The 16,373-nt window shown below is 63.1% G+C and carries 17 protein-coding genes; 14 read left to right on the top strand and 3 right to left on the bottom strand.

Translation table 11 applies throughout. The features are described from left to right. The coding region (locus DL240_RS18145; protein ID WP_146618416.1) for a helix-turn-helix domain-containing protein at window positions 1-317 on the bottom strand (317 nt) is incomplete at its 3' end. Between the two features lie 2 nt (window positions 318-319). Continuing rightward, window positions 320-826 carry a helix-turn-helix domain-containing protein gene (locus tag DL240_RS19790; protein WP_146618290.1) on the bottom strand — a complete coding sequence of 169 codons (507 nt, stop codon included), beginning with the start codon at window positions 824-826 and terminating at the stop codon, window positions 320-322. A 30-nt stretch (window positions 827-856) separates the two neighbouring features. On the opposite strand from DL240_RS19790, the gene DL240_RS20125 reads away from it, so the two are divergent. The 7 genes from DL240_RS20125 to DL240_RS19785 all read left to right on the top strand — a co-directional run bounded on the left by DL240_RS20125 (window position 857) and on the right by DL240_RS19785 (window position 3,842). Further along, entirely contained in the window at window positions 857-1,000 is a 144-nt protein-coding gene (locus DL240_RS20125) for a hypothetical protein (protein ID WP_158542748.1), read from the top strand. Then, complete coding sequence (locus tag DL240_RS18135; RefSeq protein ID WP_111731318.1) at window positions 1,000-1,374, top strand: IS3 family transposase; 375 nt, start codon at window positions 1,000-1,002, stop codon at window positions 1,372-1,374. Before DL240_RS20125 ends, DL240_RS18135 begins: the two co-directional genes overlap by 1 nt. A 23-nt stretch (window positions 1,375-1,397) precedes the next feature. Further along, window positions 1,398-1,643 (top strand): hypothetical protein, encoded by a 246-nt coding sequence (locus DL240_RS21000; protein WP_158542746.1) that lies wholly within the window; start codon window positions 1,398-1,400, stop codon window positions 1,641-1,643. Further along, on the top strand, window positions 1,624-1,839 hold the full coding sequence (locus tag DL240_RS20910) for a ribonuclease domain-containing protein (protein WP_111731316.1): 216 nt from the start codon (window positions 1,624-1,626) through the stop codon (window positions 1,837-1,839). The genes DL240_RS21000 and DL240_RS20910 overlap by 20 nt, the downstream gene beginning before the upstream one ends. Further along, on the top strand, window positions 1,760-2,080 hold the full coding sequence (locus tag DL240_RS18120; protein ID WP_111731315.1) for a barstar family protein: 321 nt from the start codon (window positions 1,760-1,762) through the stop codon (window positions 2,078-2,080). The genes DL240_RS20910 and DL240_RS18120 overlap by 80 nt, the downstream gene beginning before the upstream one ends. Then, window positions 2,065-2,352, top strand: coding sequence for a barstar family protein (locus DL240_RS20995; protein ID WP_111731314.1), 288 nt, complete (start codon window positions 2,065-2,067; stop codon window positions 2,350-2,352). The genes DL240_RS18120 and DL240_RS20995 overlap by 16 nt, the downstream gene beginning before the upstream one ends. Window positions 2,353-3,143: 791 nt before the next feature. Beyond that, window positions 3,144-3,842, top strand: a complete 699-nt coding sequence (locus tag DL240_RS19785) for a hypothetical protein (RefSeq protein ID WP_146618403.1) — start codon at window positions 3,144-3,146, stop codon at window positions 3,840-3,842. Between the two features lie 124 nt (window positions 3,843-3,966). On the opposite strand, the gene DL240_RS18105 is transcribed toward DL240_RS19785, so the two are convergent. Next, window positions 3,967-4,584 carry a P-loop NTPase family protein gene (locus tag DL240_RS18105; protein ID WP_199589861.1) on the bottom strand — a complete coding sequence of 206 codons (618 nt, stop codon included), beginning with the start codon at window positions 4,582-4,584 and terminating at the stop codon, window positions 3,967-3,969. 237 nt (window positions 4,585-4,821) lie between these two features. Here DL240_RS18105 and DL240_RS18100 point away from each other — a divergent pair, with 237 nt between their 5' ends. The 7 genes from DL240_RS18100 to DL240_RS18070 all read left to right on the top strand — a co-directional run bounded on the left by DL240_RS18100 (window position 4,822) and on the right by DL240_RS18070 (window position 16,291). Then, on the top strand, window positions 4,822-6,762 hold the full coding sequence (locus tag DL240_RS18100) for a tetratricopeptide repeat protein (RefSeq protein WP_111731312.1): 1,941 nt from the start codon (window positions 4,822-4,824) through the stop codon (window positions 6,760-6,762). Window positions 6,763-7,458: 696 nt separating this feature from the next. Continuing rightward, on the top strand, window positions 7,459-8,226 hold the full coding sequence (locus DL240_RS18095) for a hypothetical protein (protein WP_111731311.1): 768 nt from the start codon (window positions 7,459-7,461) through the stop codon (window positions 8,224-8,226). A gap of 79 nt (window positions 8,227-8,305) precedes the next feature. After that, a complete protein-coding gene (locus DL240_RS18090) occupies window positions 8,306-9,007 on the top strand; it encodes a CoA transferase subunit A (protein ID WP_111731310.1) in 702 nt (233 codons plus the stop codon). 39 nt (window positions 9,008-9,046) lie between these two features. After that, window positions 9,047-9,706, top strand: coding sequence for a CoA transferase subunit B (locus tag DL240_RS18085; RefSeq protein ID WP_111731309.1), 660 nt, complete (start codon window positions 9,047-9,049; stop codon window positions 9,704-9,706). A gap of 116 nt (window positions 9,707-9,822) precedes the next feature. Beyond that, window positions 9,823-11,934: a ribonuclease catalytic domain-containing protein gene (locus DL240_RS18080; RefSeq protein ID WP_111731308.1), complete on the top strand. Its 2,112-nt coding sequence runs from the start codon at window positions 9,823-9,825 to the stop codon at window positions 11,932-11,934. A gap of 59 nt (window positions 11,935-11,993) precedes the next feature. Beyond that, window positions 11,994-12,338: a hypothetical protein gene (locus DL240_RS18075; protein ID WP_111731307.1), complete on the top strand. Its 345-nt coding sequence runs from the start codon at window positions 11,994-11,996 to the stop codon at window positions 12,336-12,338. Between the two features lie 170 nt (window positions 12,339-12,508). Further along, window positions 12,509-16,291 (top strand): serine/threonine-protein kinase, encoded by a 3,783-nt coding sequence (locus DL240_RS18070; protein WP_111731306.1) that lies wholly within the window; start codon window positions 12,509-12,511, stop codon window positions 16,289-16,291. Window positions 16,292-16,373 lie beyond the last annotated feature (82 nt).

Genomic DNA, 16,373 nt, shown 5'->3' with positions numbered 1-16,373 from the left:
CGCAGCATTTTGGCCTCGCGTAGCACCCGATAAAAGGTCGATTCGGAGGCCAGATACACACCGCGGTCCGCCAGCAGGGGCACGATTTGGTGAGGCGATTTATCGCGAAACTCCGGGCTGTTCGCGGCCTTGAGAACCTGCGCGCGCTCGACCGCACTCAACTTATTGGCCGGGGAGGTGCGCGGGCCCTGACGTCGGTCAGAGCCCCCACCCCGGGCGCGCCAGCGCTCAAGGGTGCGCTTGTTCAACCCCAGTACTTTGCAGATGGACGAGAGTCTGGCGCCGTCGCGCTGCGCCTCCTCCGCCCAGCTCAGCACCGTTAACCTTTCGTCTTCGTCGTGTCGTCGTCCTCGTCCTCCGAGAAATACGCCTTGAGCTTTCCCTGCAAAACCAGCAACGCCGCCGCCTCCGCCAGGGCCTTCTCCTTACGGGCGAGCTCTTTTTTGACCCGTTTGAGTTCTTTGTTTTCAGGCTCCGCGGCCTTTTGTTTCTGCGGCGAAAGCCCTTTTTCGGCAGCCTCCAAAACCTCCTGCCGAAGGCGCACCAAATCAGCCTCATGAAGCCCTTCCCGGCGCAGAAACGCGCCGAGCTCCTCCTCCGAGAGGCCGGCGGCTTCCATCACAATACGAATCTTCTCTTTGGGTGGTTTGCTGCGCCTTCTCCCGGACTTTCCGCTCACACTACCTCCGTTTACCGCTTCTCTGCGCCACCGGCCCAGCGTCGCTCGTGCCACACCCGTCTCTTCCATCAACTCGGCGACAGAGCTGCGCTCCGGCCCGAACATCTTCTGCACCACACGTTCTCTAAATCCCGCTGAATACGCCATGATAACCTCACGTTGCCGCCCCCGAATGGTTTGGAAAGTTCATGCGGCAACTACGCTGACACAGGGGGCCAGCAGAAGATTGGCGAGCTGGTGATGGGCATCGACATCATCAAGGAGGTCCATCACATGGCCAAGCTGGACCCTTTTGGCTCAGGGTGGCGCTCCGAGGATTGATGGAACGTCACCCGGCCGTGAGCGAGCGGAGGTTGTTCGGGCTCTTGGCGCTGAACCGCTCGACGGTCTGGCGTCAGAAAAAGGGTGTGAGCCGCCGGGTGGTCAACCTCGAAAAAGAGCGTGAGAAGCGCGAGCTCGTGGAGCGTATGGCGGAGCTTGTTGAGGAGTACCCGACATGGGGCTACCGCCGAATCTGGGCCTGGCTTCGTTTTCGAGACCTGCTTTGCATCAACAAAAAACGTGTCGAGCGCTTGATGTACGAAAACGGCTGGCAGGCCCGCTGCATCGTAAATACGCCTCGCCCGCGTGTGGCTCAGTCCGTCTCACAATCTTCACAGCCCGATGAGCGCTGGGCAATGGATGCAACGAGTTAAAAGATCTTCGGGTTGGCGATGAGTTGCTGGCCGATGATGGGTCCCGTCGCAGTATTTTATCGTCTGAAGCTCGTCAAGCAGAAGTAAATGTTTATAATTTTGAAGTTGAGCATGCACATACGTACTTCGTTTATCCTCGTGGTGACGATAGTGCGGTGTTGGTGCCTAATAAGGCGGCGCGGCGGCGGACACCTAGTCAGGATATAACGTCTGCATGGGACGATATTCAACAAGGCGCTAGTCGTAACAATGTGCGTAACCCTAAATAATTTAGTAATGATTAGGAGGGGTGGGGGCGAGATTTTGCCCACACAAACTCCTAATGGAGATCCCATTACTTATACAGAGCACACTGTAAACCCTAGACCTCCGGGAGGTCGGTTGGATGCCAAAAGAATTGTTACCGGTAGTGACGGAAGTGCATATTGGACTGACGATCACTATACCACATTTAATCCGTTATAGAATGATAGGAGGCGTAGTGGTTAACTCAAGACTGTATCTTGCGTCTAGTTCAGTTGCTTTTATCCGGAGTGGCGAACGTCGACTTAACATCCAGGCTGAATATGGAATGCCAAATATAGTGTGTCGAAAATTAAGAGGGGAGAAATGCAAAACCCTTGCTGGCTTCATGGTGGAAATAGGTGCAGCACTTCAGTTTTTTGATGATTTTGGCGAGAATGGCAATGCATTAAGGAGTGTTTAAGCTATTTAGATGAGTGGCTTCCTGCGGACGGTTATGTCTTGGTCTTTACTCGATGTGACTTTTTGCTTTGCAATGTTCTTGAAGATCGCGAATGGTTACTAGGCCTATTCAAAGAAGTTGCTGAGTGGTGGGCGACTCCAGTAATTAACGAGGGAAGATTTAACAGGCCGGGAAGACCATTTAAACTAATCCTTGAATGCGAATCTAAACAAACGCCTTGGATTGATCATTGCAAAAAGGTACTTGAAGAGCGTTGGGAATTGCTACCTTAAGTTACAATATTGCGCCGATCACATGACCTGAGCTTGTCCGCTCCAACCGCGATACCAAAACCAATTAATAATCGACTCACTCTTGATTGCTCTTAATACCGGCGAGACGACTTGCGGAAGAATCGTGCGGTCGCGCGGGTGTGGCTCACCTCACGATCACGCCACCACACGCAATGCGGGTGTTCGGTCGTCATTATGAGCCACGCAACATTCACAGACATCCGACCACCTCGATGAGAGCATATGGGAGCGCAGTGTCAGGATATGCTGGGCGCTGGCTTCCACCGTGCCGCTGCCGACGGGAAAATTGGCCGAATGTGCCGTGGCGTAGTGCATCAACCCGGCCTCAATCCTGTTCTCGAAGTAGCGGATGGCGTCATTCAGATCTTTGGGAACGGCGTGATTCTCGGCACGCCGTTGCCGGCGCCAGCAGCGCAGCACGGCATCTGCGCCACGAGTAGGCCGCCCGCACCGCCGGCAACACCCTGCCCCTGATCGGCGGCACCCTCCTGAGCATTGAGCCCCGCCTGCGCTGGTCCCTCACCGACCGACTTCACCTTCTGGGCGGCGTCAGTCTCCCGGCGATACAGGCGCTACGAGGCGACGCACGCGAAGGCGTAAGCGCATTTGCAGCGGTGCAGTTTTTACCTTCGTTTTGAGCACGACATCCCACTGCTCACCATGATTTACAAGGTTTGTCACCCTCATCCTCGGAGACACGCCGATCAGGACATGATAGGCACATACATCAAAGTCTCTATGCCCGAGCTCGTCACTGCTCAAGGATGCTGATGCGCACCTACCTATTTTGCCTGAGCCTTATGCTCGCGGCCTGCAACCCCAAACCCGACTCACCGACGTCGGTGGTGAGCCCTGAGGCGAACCCACCCACGCACCTTTCACCTCCCTCCGAGCGGAACGAAACGATGAAAGAAAACGCAGCCCCAATCCCGAAAACGCCCGTCGAGCCATCGCACTTCGTATTTGTCGCCAGCCCGCAAAATGCACAGATGCTCGATTGTCCGAATTGGGAGAGTCCTGAGGCCCCCCACCGCCGCCGTTCCCTGCCAATGAACGACACAACCGACTCTCCCACACGACACGAGGTGAGTTTCACCGACGTCATCGCGATCCAGAACCCCTCCGGCATCGAGGCAACACCGCACCATACCCACCCCATTGAGGAAGTCACCGCCACAGCGGCACGCGTCGCGTTCGCGCTCTCACCGCTCACCTTCACGAATCAGCCATCTTTGACCCACGACGCATTCGGTACCGATCTGTGCAAACAACTCAATGAGCTCTTCAGCGCACCCTACGTCGTCCTTCATGCCTACCCGGTCCACGTCGATCGTGGGAACTCAGCTGAAGATCCCTGGCGCGATAGCTGGGAGAGTCTCGGGACCGACCCCTCCTGCCAGAGCCGCGCATTCTCCGACCAGGAGGCGGCGCTCGCGTATGCGCGTTCGCTCATATCGGCGACCGAGTAGAACAAGAGCGCAAGGTCCACATAAGCCCTTGATCTCATTCGAAAACCAGACTTCTCAAAGAACCACCGCGCCCGAACCACAGTGGTTCTTTGAATCAGGGAGTGTGGTGCTACTCGCCAAACCCTTACCCTTCCAACCCCATCACTCCCTCCGAAAAAACGCGCCCCTTAACGCCCCCTCGCCAGATCTCCACATCACTCAAATCCCCCGACCGCACCCGAAACACATCCAGATGCTGCCACGCGGGCTCCCGCTGCCCCATCAACAGCCGCTCATTGCGTACCCGATGCTTCTTCCAGGTCTTCGCCGCCCACAAAATGATCGACTCGCGGCTCAAAATCCCTCGCGCCAGGCTCTCGACATTGCCGTTACACACAACCTCCCCATTCACCCCGCGTCGCAACGTCCGCACCACGATCTGCGACATCACCTGCCTGAACGGAAGGTCGAGCCACACCACCGCCTCCGCACGCCCCCACACCACATCCCGCACCACTGAGTAGTTCCCATCCACCACCCAGCGCTCCCCGGCCGTGGCCGCTGCAACGTCCTCACAAAACACATCCCACGAGCGCTCCTGCCACCCCGGCAACCAGTGCAACCGGTCGAGCTCCACGTGGCGATTCTCCGTCTGCCACGCCAGCCGATTCGCCAGCGTCGACTTCCCCGATCCCGAAGTCCCCACCACCACATAACGATCGTAAGGGGTGCCGTCTGCGCGGTAGAGGGTTTCAAGCGTCATGGTTTTTACTCGTGCATCAAAAAGTCAGCGGCAGCACACCCGGCCTGCCCTATAAGGGCATAGGATGCGAAGCGCTCTCTTACCAGCGCGCTCCGCGACGGCCGTGCTCTCGATGCCGCAGACGCTGCGTCAACGATAGCTCTCGCCGTAATAACAGCCTCGTGCTACTTTTCACCAAACATAAGTCAACCCATGACAAACACATGGGAACGCACGCTATTTTAACTTGAGTCTTTGATGCATCTCACACCTTCTAAGATCCACCGTCATCTCGTCCTCTGGACGGCCATCGTAGCGCTTGGCCTGATCTTCACCGGCACCGCGTCTGCCGGGGACACTCCCGACGACACCTCCTCGTCGACCCCTGCCTGCGCCGAGGACGAGATCTTCGATTCCGTGCTTGGAGACTGCCGCTACACCTTCAGCATTCGCTACACATCACTGTACACGCTACCGGCCATGATCGAGGCCTGCGAACAACGCGAGTCGATGATCGCCTGCGCGGCCTGGAGCGTGTGGGCCTGGCGTCGTGGTAGCCGGGAAGCAGTCTCGGAAAGAGCCGGTCAACTTTGCGAAGCGCGCTGCGACGCGGGCGATCCGGCCGGCTGCGCTTGCCTCGCCCACCTGGTTGGCACCGGCTCTGCTGGCTTTGAACCCGACCACCGACGTGGCCGCAGCCTCGCCAGGCAGAGTTGTGCAGGCGGCGTGGGGTGGGGCTGCAACATCAGCCGCACTCTGCTCCATGACACCGGCAACTCGGACGAAGAACGGCTTGCCGACGATGGGCTCGATACCTATGAGCGCGGCTGTGAGCTGGGAGACCCCTCCAGCTGCGCCAACCTCGGATACTTCGATGGGCGCCGGAGCCAGGGGGGCGAGCTGCTGACCAAACGCACCGCCCGCACCTACTTTTTAGAAGGGTGTGAAAAACACATCGGCTGGGCCTGCGGCGCTTACGGTGAGCTGCTCTACCTTGGCCAGGGCGGTGATATTGAACTTGAGGAAGGGATCGCATTTAACAGACGTGGCTGTGAGCTGGGAGACCCCATGAGTTGCGAACGTCTGGGCGATCTCTACCTGGACTCCATCGACTCCCAGGCGCCTGATTACCGACTCGCGTTTGAATACTTCGGGTATGCCTGCAACTCGCGAGACGCCCGCGCCTGTTATATGTGGGCCACAATCGCCGATGTTGAATTTCCTGAGCTTGAGACTCCCAAACGACTGGAGCAGGCCTATAACATCGCCTGCGTGCGGGGTCTCTCCGAAGGCTGCGTCGCCCTGAGCGACCTTTACTTGTCCGAACGCCCCGACTGGCCCGCGCAACCCGAAGCGGCACGCGACACCCTGGAGCGTAGTTGCCGCCAACATGCAGATGATTCGTGCGTGTTCTATGGCCAGCTCTTGGAAAGCGGAATCGGCGGCAACATCGACCCAAACGCCGCCCTCGAAGCCTACGATCGCGCCTGCCAGAACAATGAACCAAAGGGGTGTCAGTGGGCCGGCGCCTTGTTGATGCAAACCGAACCCGAGCGCGCCCGAGAGATCCTTAAAGAAGGGTGTGATCGTGAACAAGGAAACAGCTGCAACTGGCTCGCGCTCTGGTTGGAATCCAACGTTTCAGCAGAAAACGTTCAACTCAACATGTCCGGCCTTCATCGACGAGCCTGTGAGTTGGATGAGCCCCGCGGCTGCATCGACCTGGCATTTATGTACGAATCAGGCCGCGGCGAGTTTGCTTCCGACTCGCGACGAGCCGTCACGTATATGGGAAAGGCGTGTTCCCTTCGAGATATGATCGCCTGCGCCTATCTAGGACGCTATCTACGAGACAACATCGGCGGCCCGACCCCCTGGGACGACCACACCGCTCCCTTCTTGACCCAATTGTGCACAAACGCCCCTCCTCACCTTCCCGATGTGCGCCGCGCCGCGACCCTTTCCTGCCGCTGGCTCGCCGAAGGCTACGCCGATCACAACAACCCTTCCTCGGCCGTCGAGTTCGCAAAGCGAGGCTGCGACCTTCGCGATCCCGATAGCTGCACTCTGGCCGCAGAACTTCTTAGAGCCGAAACATCGGAGTCCGGCACACAAAACAACGCCGCACTCTACGAGGCGAAAGCCTGCGACTACGGCGGCATCGCCTACTGCTCAGACGCTGCCAACACCGCCCCTTAAAAGCGCCGCCCTTTCCTGGCCAGGAATCGCCTCTGTACCGCCGTACATCACCCTTTCTTGGCCAGGAACCGCCTCCGACCGCCGTACATCACCCTTTCTTGGCCAAGAATCGACCCTGTACCGCCGTACATCACCCTTTCTTGCTCAAGAATCGCCTCCGACCGCCGTACATCACCCTTTCTTGGCCAAGAATCGACCCTGTACCGCCGTACATCACCCTTTCTTGGCCAAGAATCGCCCCTGTACCGCCGTACATCACCCTTTCTTGGCCAAGAATCGCCCCTGTACCGCCGGCGCCGCCCTTTCTGGACCGGGAACGCGGGTGCCTTCCTGCCCCATCCCCAATCCCGCGCGCCCTCCAGGGCAACAATTACGCCTCCCGCACCCTAAAAAACCCGACCGCATCCAGGGCAAAGTCCAGCAAGGAGCCAGGACGAAGCCGTAGCAACGCTACTGCGAGTCCGCAGCGACGCCGCTGGCTTTGTCCTGGGGCGGTCGGCACCCGGCAAGGAGCCAGGACGAAGCCGTAGCAACGCTACTGCGAGTCCGCAGCGACTCCGCTGGCTTTGTCCTTCAGGGCTGGCGAGGCTCCTTGTCGCCGACCGGCGCCCTCCCTATACTCCGGCCGACATCGCCTTACCGACCGGCTGGCCGGAGTTTTGATGCGATTGCCAGCCCCTGGAATTGGAGCCTCTTATGGCTGCTCGCTCCCTCTTTTTTGCCGCGCTTCTTGCGCTTCTCACGTTGCCCGCGGTGGCCAGCGCCCAGTACGTCGACCCCAACGACAGCGTGCGTTTCGACTCGGAGCTGACCACCAACGAGTTCATGCTCACCGCGCGGGCCCGCGCGGTGGCGGTGCCCGGATTTATGCTGGGGCTCTTCTTTGAGGAGCATCCCACCCACTGGTCCGAGGGCGTCTCCAACATGAGCTACGGCGCGGAGTTCGTCTGGCGCAAGGACCGCCGCTACGAGCTCAGCGTGGCCTTTGACTACGCCGACCTCTCGATGCCCGAGGCCTTCTGGCAGGAGAAAGGCGACAGCGCCCAGCAGGCCGACTGGACCGAGATCGACATGCAGGTAGCCTCGCTGGTCTTCTCGGCCTACTGGTACTGGGATGTGCAGAAGTGGTTTGCGCCCTTTGTCGGCGGCGGCCTGGGCCCGGGCTTTATCCTGGGCGACATCGTGCGCTACGAGCCCCGGCGCAACTCCCCCTGCTACAACAACCTGGGCGGCGCCACCGAGGCCTTCACCCCGCCGGAGTGCCTGACCGCCGATGGCCGCCCCGACCCCAACGCCATCGACTTTGATAACCCCGAGGTCGAGGACCGGGTCCCGCCGGTGGTCCCCATCATCAACGTCAGCGGCGGGATGCGCTTTACCATCGCCGACCACGCCGTGCTCAAACTGGAGGCGGGGTTCTACACCTACGTCTTCGCCGGCCTCTCGATCGGCGGGCAGTGGTAAGCCTGCGCTCTCCCGGCCCCCTGTCGGCCATCGCTACAACGAGAATTCTGTCCCGCCCACACCCACACAGGAGTGTTGCATGAATAAGGTCTACGAATCGGCAGCGGCCGCGATCTTCGACATCGAAGACGGCCACACGCTTATGAGCGGGGGCTTTGGCCTCTGCGGCAACCCCGAGAACCTCATCCGGGCGCTGGCCGAGCGCGGCACCGGCGAGCTCACCGTGATCAGCAATAACTGCGGCACGGACCATTATGGTCTGGGGATTTTGCTGCAGAACCGCCAGATCAAAAAGATGATCTCGAGCTACGTTGGCGAGAACAAAAACTTCGAGCAGCAGTACTTAAGCGGGGAGCTGGAGGTGGAGCTCAACCCGCAGGGCACCCTGGCCGAGCGCATCCGCGCCGGGGGCGCCGGCATCCCGGCCTTTTTCACCCCGACCGGCTACGGCACGGTGGTGGCCGAGGGCAAGGAGACCCGCGAGTTTGACGGGCGTCACTACGTGCTGGAGCAGGCGCTCACCGCCGACTTCGCCTTTGTGAAGGCCTGGAAGGGCGACACCCAGGGCAACCTGATCTTCAAGGCCACCGCCCGCAACTTCAACCCGATGATGGCCGCCGCCGGCCGCATCACCATCGCCGAGGTCGAGGAGCTGGTGGAGCCCGGGGAGCTGGATCCGGACCAGATCCACACCCCCGGCGTCTTTGTGCAGCGCATCATCCAGGGCCAGAGCTACGAGAAGTGGATCGAGCAGCGCACCACGCGCCCGCGCCCCGAGTAACCCGAGCCGCTTTTCCCCTTCTTATCTACGAGGTCAACGATGAGCTTAACCCGCGAACAACTCGCCATGCGCGCCAGCCAGGAGCTCACTGACGGCTCCTACGTCAACCTGGGCATCGGCATCCCCACCCTGGTGGCCAACTACATCCCCGAAGGCGTCAACGTCGTTTTGCAGAGCGAGAACGGCCTGATGGGCATCGGCCCCTTCCCCTTTGAGGGCGAAGAAGATCCGGATCTTATCAACGCCGGCAAACAGACCATCACCACCGTGCCCGGCTCGGCGTTTTTTGATAGCGCGGAGAGCTTTGCCATGATCCGCGGCGGCCATATCGACGTGACGATCCTGGGGGCGATGCAGGTCAATGAGCGCGGCGACCTGGCCAACTGGATGATCCCGGGCAAAATGGTCAAGGGCATGGGCGGCGCCATGGATCTGGTCAGCGGCGCTCGCCGCGTGGTGGTGCTGATGACGCACACCGCCCGCGACGGCTCGCCCAAACTCTTGGCCGAGTGCGACCTGCCGCTGACCGGCGTGGGCTGCGTCGACCGCATCATCACCGATCTGGCGGTCTTTGATGTGGCCGCAGACCACCTGGTGCTGCGGGAGCTGGCCGAGGGGGTGACCCTGGACGAGGTCAAAGAGAAGACCCAGGCCCGCTTCGAGGTCGCCGAGGATCTTAAAGTGATGAGCCTGGGCTAAAAACGCCCGCAGGCATCTCAGAGGCCGCCCCTGATACGCGCTGGCGCCCCGGGCGCGCAGCGCGCGCGGGGGGCGGCCTCTTCGCATTTTCGTATCACCTGCACGGACACCCTTCTATGAGCACTGAGATCGCAGCCGGCGCGCTGATCGAGTTTTCCACCGGCGACACCCACCGTCTGGGCGTGGTCACCGACACGCTGGGCAAAAAGAAGCTCATCGTCCTGGCCGAGGGCGGCGACGAGATGCGCCCGGCCCGCAACGACGTGACCTTTGCGCTGGGGAAGGCCCCGGCCGACGATGCCCACCGCGCCGCGCAAAAGATCCAGAAGACCGCCGAGGCGCTGGCCGGGCTCGGCGCCGAGATCGATGTGGCCATGCTCTGGGAGTTCGCCCGGGAGTTTGACGAGCCCCAGGCCCCCGGGTCGCTGGCCGAGCTGATGTTTGCCGAGGACTCCCCGGTCCACCGCCTGGCGATGGTGCGGGCGCTGCGCGATGATGCGCTCTACTTTAAGGCCCGGCGCGACGGGACCTTTGAGGCCCGGGACGACTCCCAGGTCGCCCAGCTCCGCGAGCAGCTGGAGGCCGAGCAACGCAAGGAGGCCGAGCGCGCCCTGGTCTTCGACAAGTTGGCCGAAGTCCTTAAAGCCCCGGCCGAGGAGCGCCCCGCTCGGATGCAGGAGGCCATGCGCATCGACCCGCTGCGCGACACGATCTTCTTGCTGCAGGATTTTGCCGCCCAGGGCGAGGAATTCACCCACCGGGCCCGCGCCGAAGAGGCCCTGGAGGAGCTGGCCAAAGCCGCCGGCCGCGGCTTCTCGGGTCAGGCCCACTTCAAGGCCTTTACCCTGATGCGGGAGCTGGGCCTGTGGGACGAGCACTACAACCTGGCCCTGCACCGCTACCACATCGACGAGAGCCTCCCCGAAGAGGTGGTGGCCGAGGCCCAACGCCTGGCCGACCAGCCCTTTGAGCCGGAATCCTGGCGCCAGGACCTAACCCAGCGCTTCTGCCTGACCATCGATGATGCCTCCACCCGGGACATCGATGACGCCCTGGCCATCAACCCCACCGAGGACGGGGGCTGGGAGCTCGACATCCACATCGCCGACCCCTCGGCCCTGGTTGCCCCGGGCTCGCTCCTCGACCAGGAGGCGCGCCGCCGGGCCACCTCGGTGTACCTGCCCACCGGGGTCATTCCGATGTTTCCCCACCGGCTCAGCGAGGATCGCATGAGCCTGCTCCAGGATGAGCGGCGCCCGGCGATCACCACGCGGGTGCGCTTTGACGCGGACCTGGCGATCGTCGACACCACGGTCATCCCCTCGATGGTCTGCGTCAAAAAGCGCCTGACCTACGAGGAGGCCGATGCGCTGCTGGCTGGCGAGGGCAACGACCACGTCACGCAGATGCTGCGGCAGCTGGAGCATATCGCCAGCGAGCGCTACGCCTGGCGCGCCGAGCAGGGCGCGGCCACCTTTGAGATCCCCGAGGTCAAGGTCTGGGTGGACACCGAGGGCGATGCCCCCGAGGTGGAGGTCCACCCGCTGCCCTCGGCCTCGCCATCCCGGCTGCTGGTCTCGGAGCTGATGGTCCTGGGCAACGAGCGCATCGGGCGCTTCTGCGAACTCAACGAGATTCCCACCATTTACCGCATCCAGGAGTCGCCCGACCTGCCCCTGGACGACGACGAGATCATGGCCGTACCCGAGGGCCTGCCCCGCACCTTCGCCACCCTGCGGCGGATGAAGCGCGGCGACCTCTCCACGCGCCCCGACAGCCACTTCGGGCTGGGATTGCATACCTACGTGCAGGCCTCCAGCCCGATTCGCCGCTACTCCGACCTGATCTGCCAGCGCCAGGTCAAAGCCTTTCTGGCCGGCGAGTCGCTGCCCTACAACGCCGAGGAAATGCTCCAGGTGTTGGCGGCTGTGGAGTCGTCGAGTCGGGACGCCTCGCGGGCCGAGCGGGAGACCAACCGCTACTGGATCTTCGAACATCTGCGCCGCACCCGCGGGCAGGTGATGCACGCTATCGTGTTGGAAATAAAAGACGAACGGGCCGGACGGGCCTCTGTCTTTGTGGAGGAGTGTGCTTACAGATCCAATTGTAGCCTGAGGCAGAAGGCCTCGGTTGGCGAGCGCATCGAAGTGGTCGCCGAGCGGGTGGATCCCCGCGGTGATCGTCTGTCGCTTCGCCAGAAGGAGCCCGCCGCCGAGCCTGAGTCTTGACCCTGCGCGAGGTCTAGCAGTCATCGCGTCCTACCATCGTCCTTAACGGAGGTTCGACCATGACGTATCAGAACAGCTATGAGCTGGAGCTCGATGTGGGTTTTGCGCTCCTGGAACAACTCGAAGGCCCCCAAGGCGCGGCGCGCTACCGCTCGGGGCCCGACCAGGACGCCTTTACCTCGCTGATGCTCACCGGGGTGTACGGCGGCAACATCGACCCGGACGGCGCCCAGGAGTTCTGGATCTATAACATCGTACTCCCCGAAGACATCGAGGAGCTCGACGACGACCTCAAGGCGGTCTTAAGCGAGGAGCTCGACAGCCTCTTCGGGGGTTGGGTCTACGATGAGCGCCGCGGCAAGGTCTACATCCTGGCCGATGGCGACTCCGCCACCCTCTCGTAAGTCGGCCTACGAGCCCACTTGAGCGCCGGAGAGCCCGGCGCTCAAGCTCTCTTTGGGGGTGTCAAATCTCCCGAGATGCGCTAGGGTCGGGCGGACCACTTTCCTGCCTCCGGCTCCCGCCCGCGCACCTTGCCGCCGGGGCCCCAACCTACGCGGCACGCACGACGTTCATGGCCATTCTCACCGAAGGAACTGAAGTCGCCGGACGTTTTGTCGTCGCCGAGAGGATCGGCGAGGGCGGCATGGGCGCGGTGTACCGCGCGCTGCAGACCTCGTTGGATCGTGAGGTGGCGCTAAAAGTCCTGCACTCCGACGCGGCCTTTACCCCGCGGGCGCGGCGTCGTTTTGGGCGCGAGGCCCGGGCGGTCGCGCGCCTGAACCATCCGCATATCGCCAGCGTGTTTGATTTTGGCACCGATAACGACGATCAGACGCTCTGGTTGGCCATGGAGCTGGTCGATGGCCAGGGCATGTCACCGCTCAAGCGTGAGAGCATCGACATCCTGCGCATCGTCTCGCTGAGCGACCAGATTTTGAGCGCGCTGAGTGCGGCGCACGCCCGCGGCATCATCCACCGCGACTTAAAGCCCTCCAACATCCTGATCACCCGCGACGACGCGGGCCGCGAGATCATCAAGCTGGTCGACTTTGGCCTGGCCGCCACGCGCTCCGGCGATGAGAGCGGCCTCGGCCTGGCCGGGGCGCCCGGAGGCCTCGACGAGGACGACTCCGAGGCCGGTGCCAGCGGCAAGCGGGTGATCCTGGGCACGCCCCGCTACATGGCGCCCGAGCTCTTTCGGCGCCAGCCGGTGGAGCCCCGCGTCGATCTCTACGCGCTGGGTGTGTTGCTCTTTGAGATCTTCGCCGGCGTTCCGCCCTACCCCGGCGACGATCCCCGCGAGGTGATGCGCGGGCACCTGCGCGCGCCCATCCCGCGGCTGCGCTCCCGCGATGGCGACCTCCCCGCCGAACTCGAGCGCACCATTTACAAACTCCTGGCCAAGAACCCGGCCGAGCGCTTCCAGAACGCCGCCGAGGTCCGCGAGGCGCTCCAGGGAGTCATCAACGAGTTTAGCTACGTGCCCTGGATGGTCACCGGCCCTCGCCTGGGCGATCCGGGCCTGGGAGCCCACCCGGGCAACCTCTCCCATACCGGCTTCTTAAGTGGCTATGGCGGTCAGACCATCCCCCCCTCCCACCTCTTTGCCGGCGACACCTCTCGCCACGGCCCCGGTGGCGTGCCCCAGGCCCCGCTGGTGGGTCGGGAGCGGGAACGGCGCCTGATCGAGCGTCAGGTCCGCCAGACCGTCAGCGTGGGTCAGGGCGGTGTGCTCTTTTTGGAGGGCGAGGCCGGCATCGGCAAAAGCCGCCTCCTGGACTGGGCTCGGGTGCGCATTGAGGAGGCCGGCGTGATGCGCGTGGCCGGCGGCTCCCACGCCCGGGGTAACGCCAGCTTCTGTGGCATGCGCCAGGTGCTGCAAACCCTTCTCCAGACCACCGACGTCGCCTCAGAGAGCCTTCCCGAGCACCTGGCCGCGCGCCTGGGCCCCTGGGGCTTCTCGGCCGAAGAAGCCGACCTCTGCCTGCAGCTGATGTCGCCCGGTGGCGACCGCGCCATCTTTGAGGAGCCCGACTCTGGCGAGCGGCGCCTCTCGGTCCAGGAGCGGGTCTTCGCCATGATCGAGCGCGTCTTGCGGGAGGCCGGCAAAGAGAAGCCCTGGCTGATTGTGCTCGAAGATCTGCATTTCAGTGGCGATGAGACCTTTGCCTTTTTGCAGCACCTGGCCGTGGGCATGCACTTGGACCCGATGCCGGTGCTCATCGTCGCCACCCTGCGCACCGAAGAGGTCGACCAGGCCCCCGAGATGCGCTCGGCGCTGGAGCGCCTGGAGCGTCTGGGGCCCGAAAACGTGTTGCGCATCCCGCTCAAACACCTCGAAGGCGCCGACGCCAGCTCGCTGGTGCTCAAGATCGCCCCGGTCGACGACCGACTGGCGCACCAGATCGCCGCCCGGGCCAGCGGCAACCCGCTGCACATCACCCAGATCCTGGGCTACCTCCAGGAGAGCTCCAAGCTGCAATGGGAGAGTGGCGAGTGGAAGCTGGCCCCCGGCGTGGACATCGCCAGCGAACTCCCCGAGGAGCTCGCCGAGCTGATGCGCTATCGGCTTAATCGCCTGGCCGCGCGTAGCGAAGACGCCGAGGCCACGCGCGCCATTCTGGATCGGGCCGCCATCCTGGGTGCCGGTTTCGACTACCAGCTTTTGCGCGCGTTTCTGGGCGCCGAGGACAACGCCCCCTGGCTGAGCCAGCTCGATGAAGTCCTCGAGGCGCTGGTCCAGCAGGGCTTTCTGCGCGAGACGGGTAAGGGCGGGCGCGACGTGTTGGAGTTTGCCCACGTGGTCATGCGCGATGTGCTCCTCCAGGAGATGGAAGGCCGCCGCAGCCTGCGCCACCTCCACCGCCTGGCGGCCGCCGCCAAAAAGACCTACTACGGCAAGCGCGCCCGCGAGCGCGCCATGGAGCTGGTCGACCACTACCGCCACGCCCGGGAGCCCTCCGGCGTGTACGCCTTCACGGTCAAGGCCGCCCGGGCCGCCGCCGAGGGCGCCGACCTCAAGCGCGCCATGGCCCTCTACCGTGACGCCAAACTTTTGGCGGACTCCGACCAGGTGTCCATCGAGAGCCCGCTGATCCAGGACGTCTCCGGGGTGCTCAGCTCCGAGGAGGTCGCCCTGGAGGTGGCCCACCTGGAGCGACGCGTCGGCGAGTACGACTCAGCGCGCGAGCACTACCGCCGCCTGCTTGGCAACCGCAGCCCCGCCGTCGCGCTGTGGGCGCGCTGGGGGCTGGGCGAACTCGCCAGACTGCAGGGCGACCTCGAAGAGGCCCGCTCCTGGTTCGACGCGGCGCGCCGCGAAGTCAAAGAGATCTGGCAGACTCTGCGCACCCGGGACATCCGCCAGACCCTGCAGCTTGTCGACACCTATGCCCTCTTTGGGCAGGGCCGGCTGGCCTACGCGCAGGGCCTGCTCACGGATGCCCGTAAGCTCCTGGAAGACGGTCTGGAGCGCGCGCAGAAGATCCAACACCGCGTGCTGGAAGCGGCGATCTTGCGCCTGCTCACCGACGTGTTCTGGCGCCAGGGCGAAGCCCGGCGCGCCGAGGTCTTCTTCCGCCGGGCCTCCATCTTAGAAGAGAGCCTGGCCGACACCGAGGCCCTGGCCTTTGGCCAGCGTCTCTCCGCCGATTTCCTGCGCGAGGTGGGTCAGCCTAAAAAGGCCCTCGACCAGGCCACCCGCGCGCTGGAACACGCCGAGAGCCTGGGCCAACGCCACGATATGGCCCACTGCCAGCTCACCCTGGGCCGGCTGGCCTTCTCGCGGGGCGACTTCAAAGCCGCGGCCAAGTACCTGCGCCAGGCCCATCACACCTTTGAATCGCTGCGCGACCGCCACGGCATCGCCCACTGCAACCGCGCCCTGGCGATGCTGGCCTTTGCCGTCGACCGCCACCGCGAAACCCACACGCTCATCTCCGAAGCCATGGAGGGCTACCGCGCCCTGGGCGATCGCCACGGCCTGACCTGTGCTCGCCAGCTTCTGGGGCGCCTGGAGTTGGCGATCGACAAGCCTCAGCGCGCCCTGAAAACGCTCGCGGACAGCGTGCAGCACTTCGATCGCATCGGCGAACGCCGCCTGGTCAACTGCGCGCGAGCGTTCTACGCGCTGGCGCTGCTTCAAACCGGTGCCGCTGGCGAGGCCATGCTCGTTATCGACCAGCTCTTAAGCGATGTCCCCGAACTGGCCCTGGCCGAAGAGAGCCTCTCCGACGCTTTTGACAAACTCGCCAGCCTCCTCGAAGATGAGCGCCCTGAACTGGCCACGCGCCTGCGCGAGTTGGCGACCGAGAGCACCCAGCGTCTGGGCCGCGCGGTGGCCACGCCGGTCTGATCCCTGCCCCCCTGATGATGTGTCCCCCCTCCAAGCCCCGTCTCGACCGAAGTCTGTGCCGGTGGCGTCCCTTTGTTTTGGC

Origin of the sequence: Lujinxingia litoralis (genome assembly GCF_003260125.1) — a bacterium.
GTDB classification, from domain to species: domain Bacteria; phylum Myxococcota_A; class Bradymonadia; order Bradymonadales; family Bradymonadaceae; genus Lujinxingia; species Lujinxingia litoralis.
Note: the sequence above shows the minus strand (reverse complement) of the source record. Positions and strands in the feature narration are given on the sequence as shown.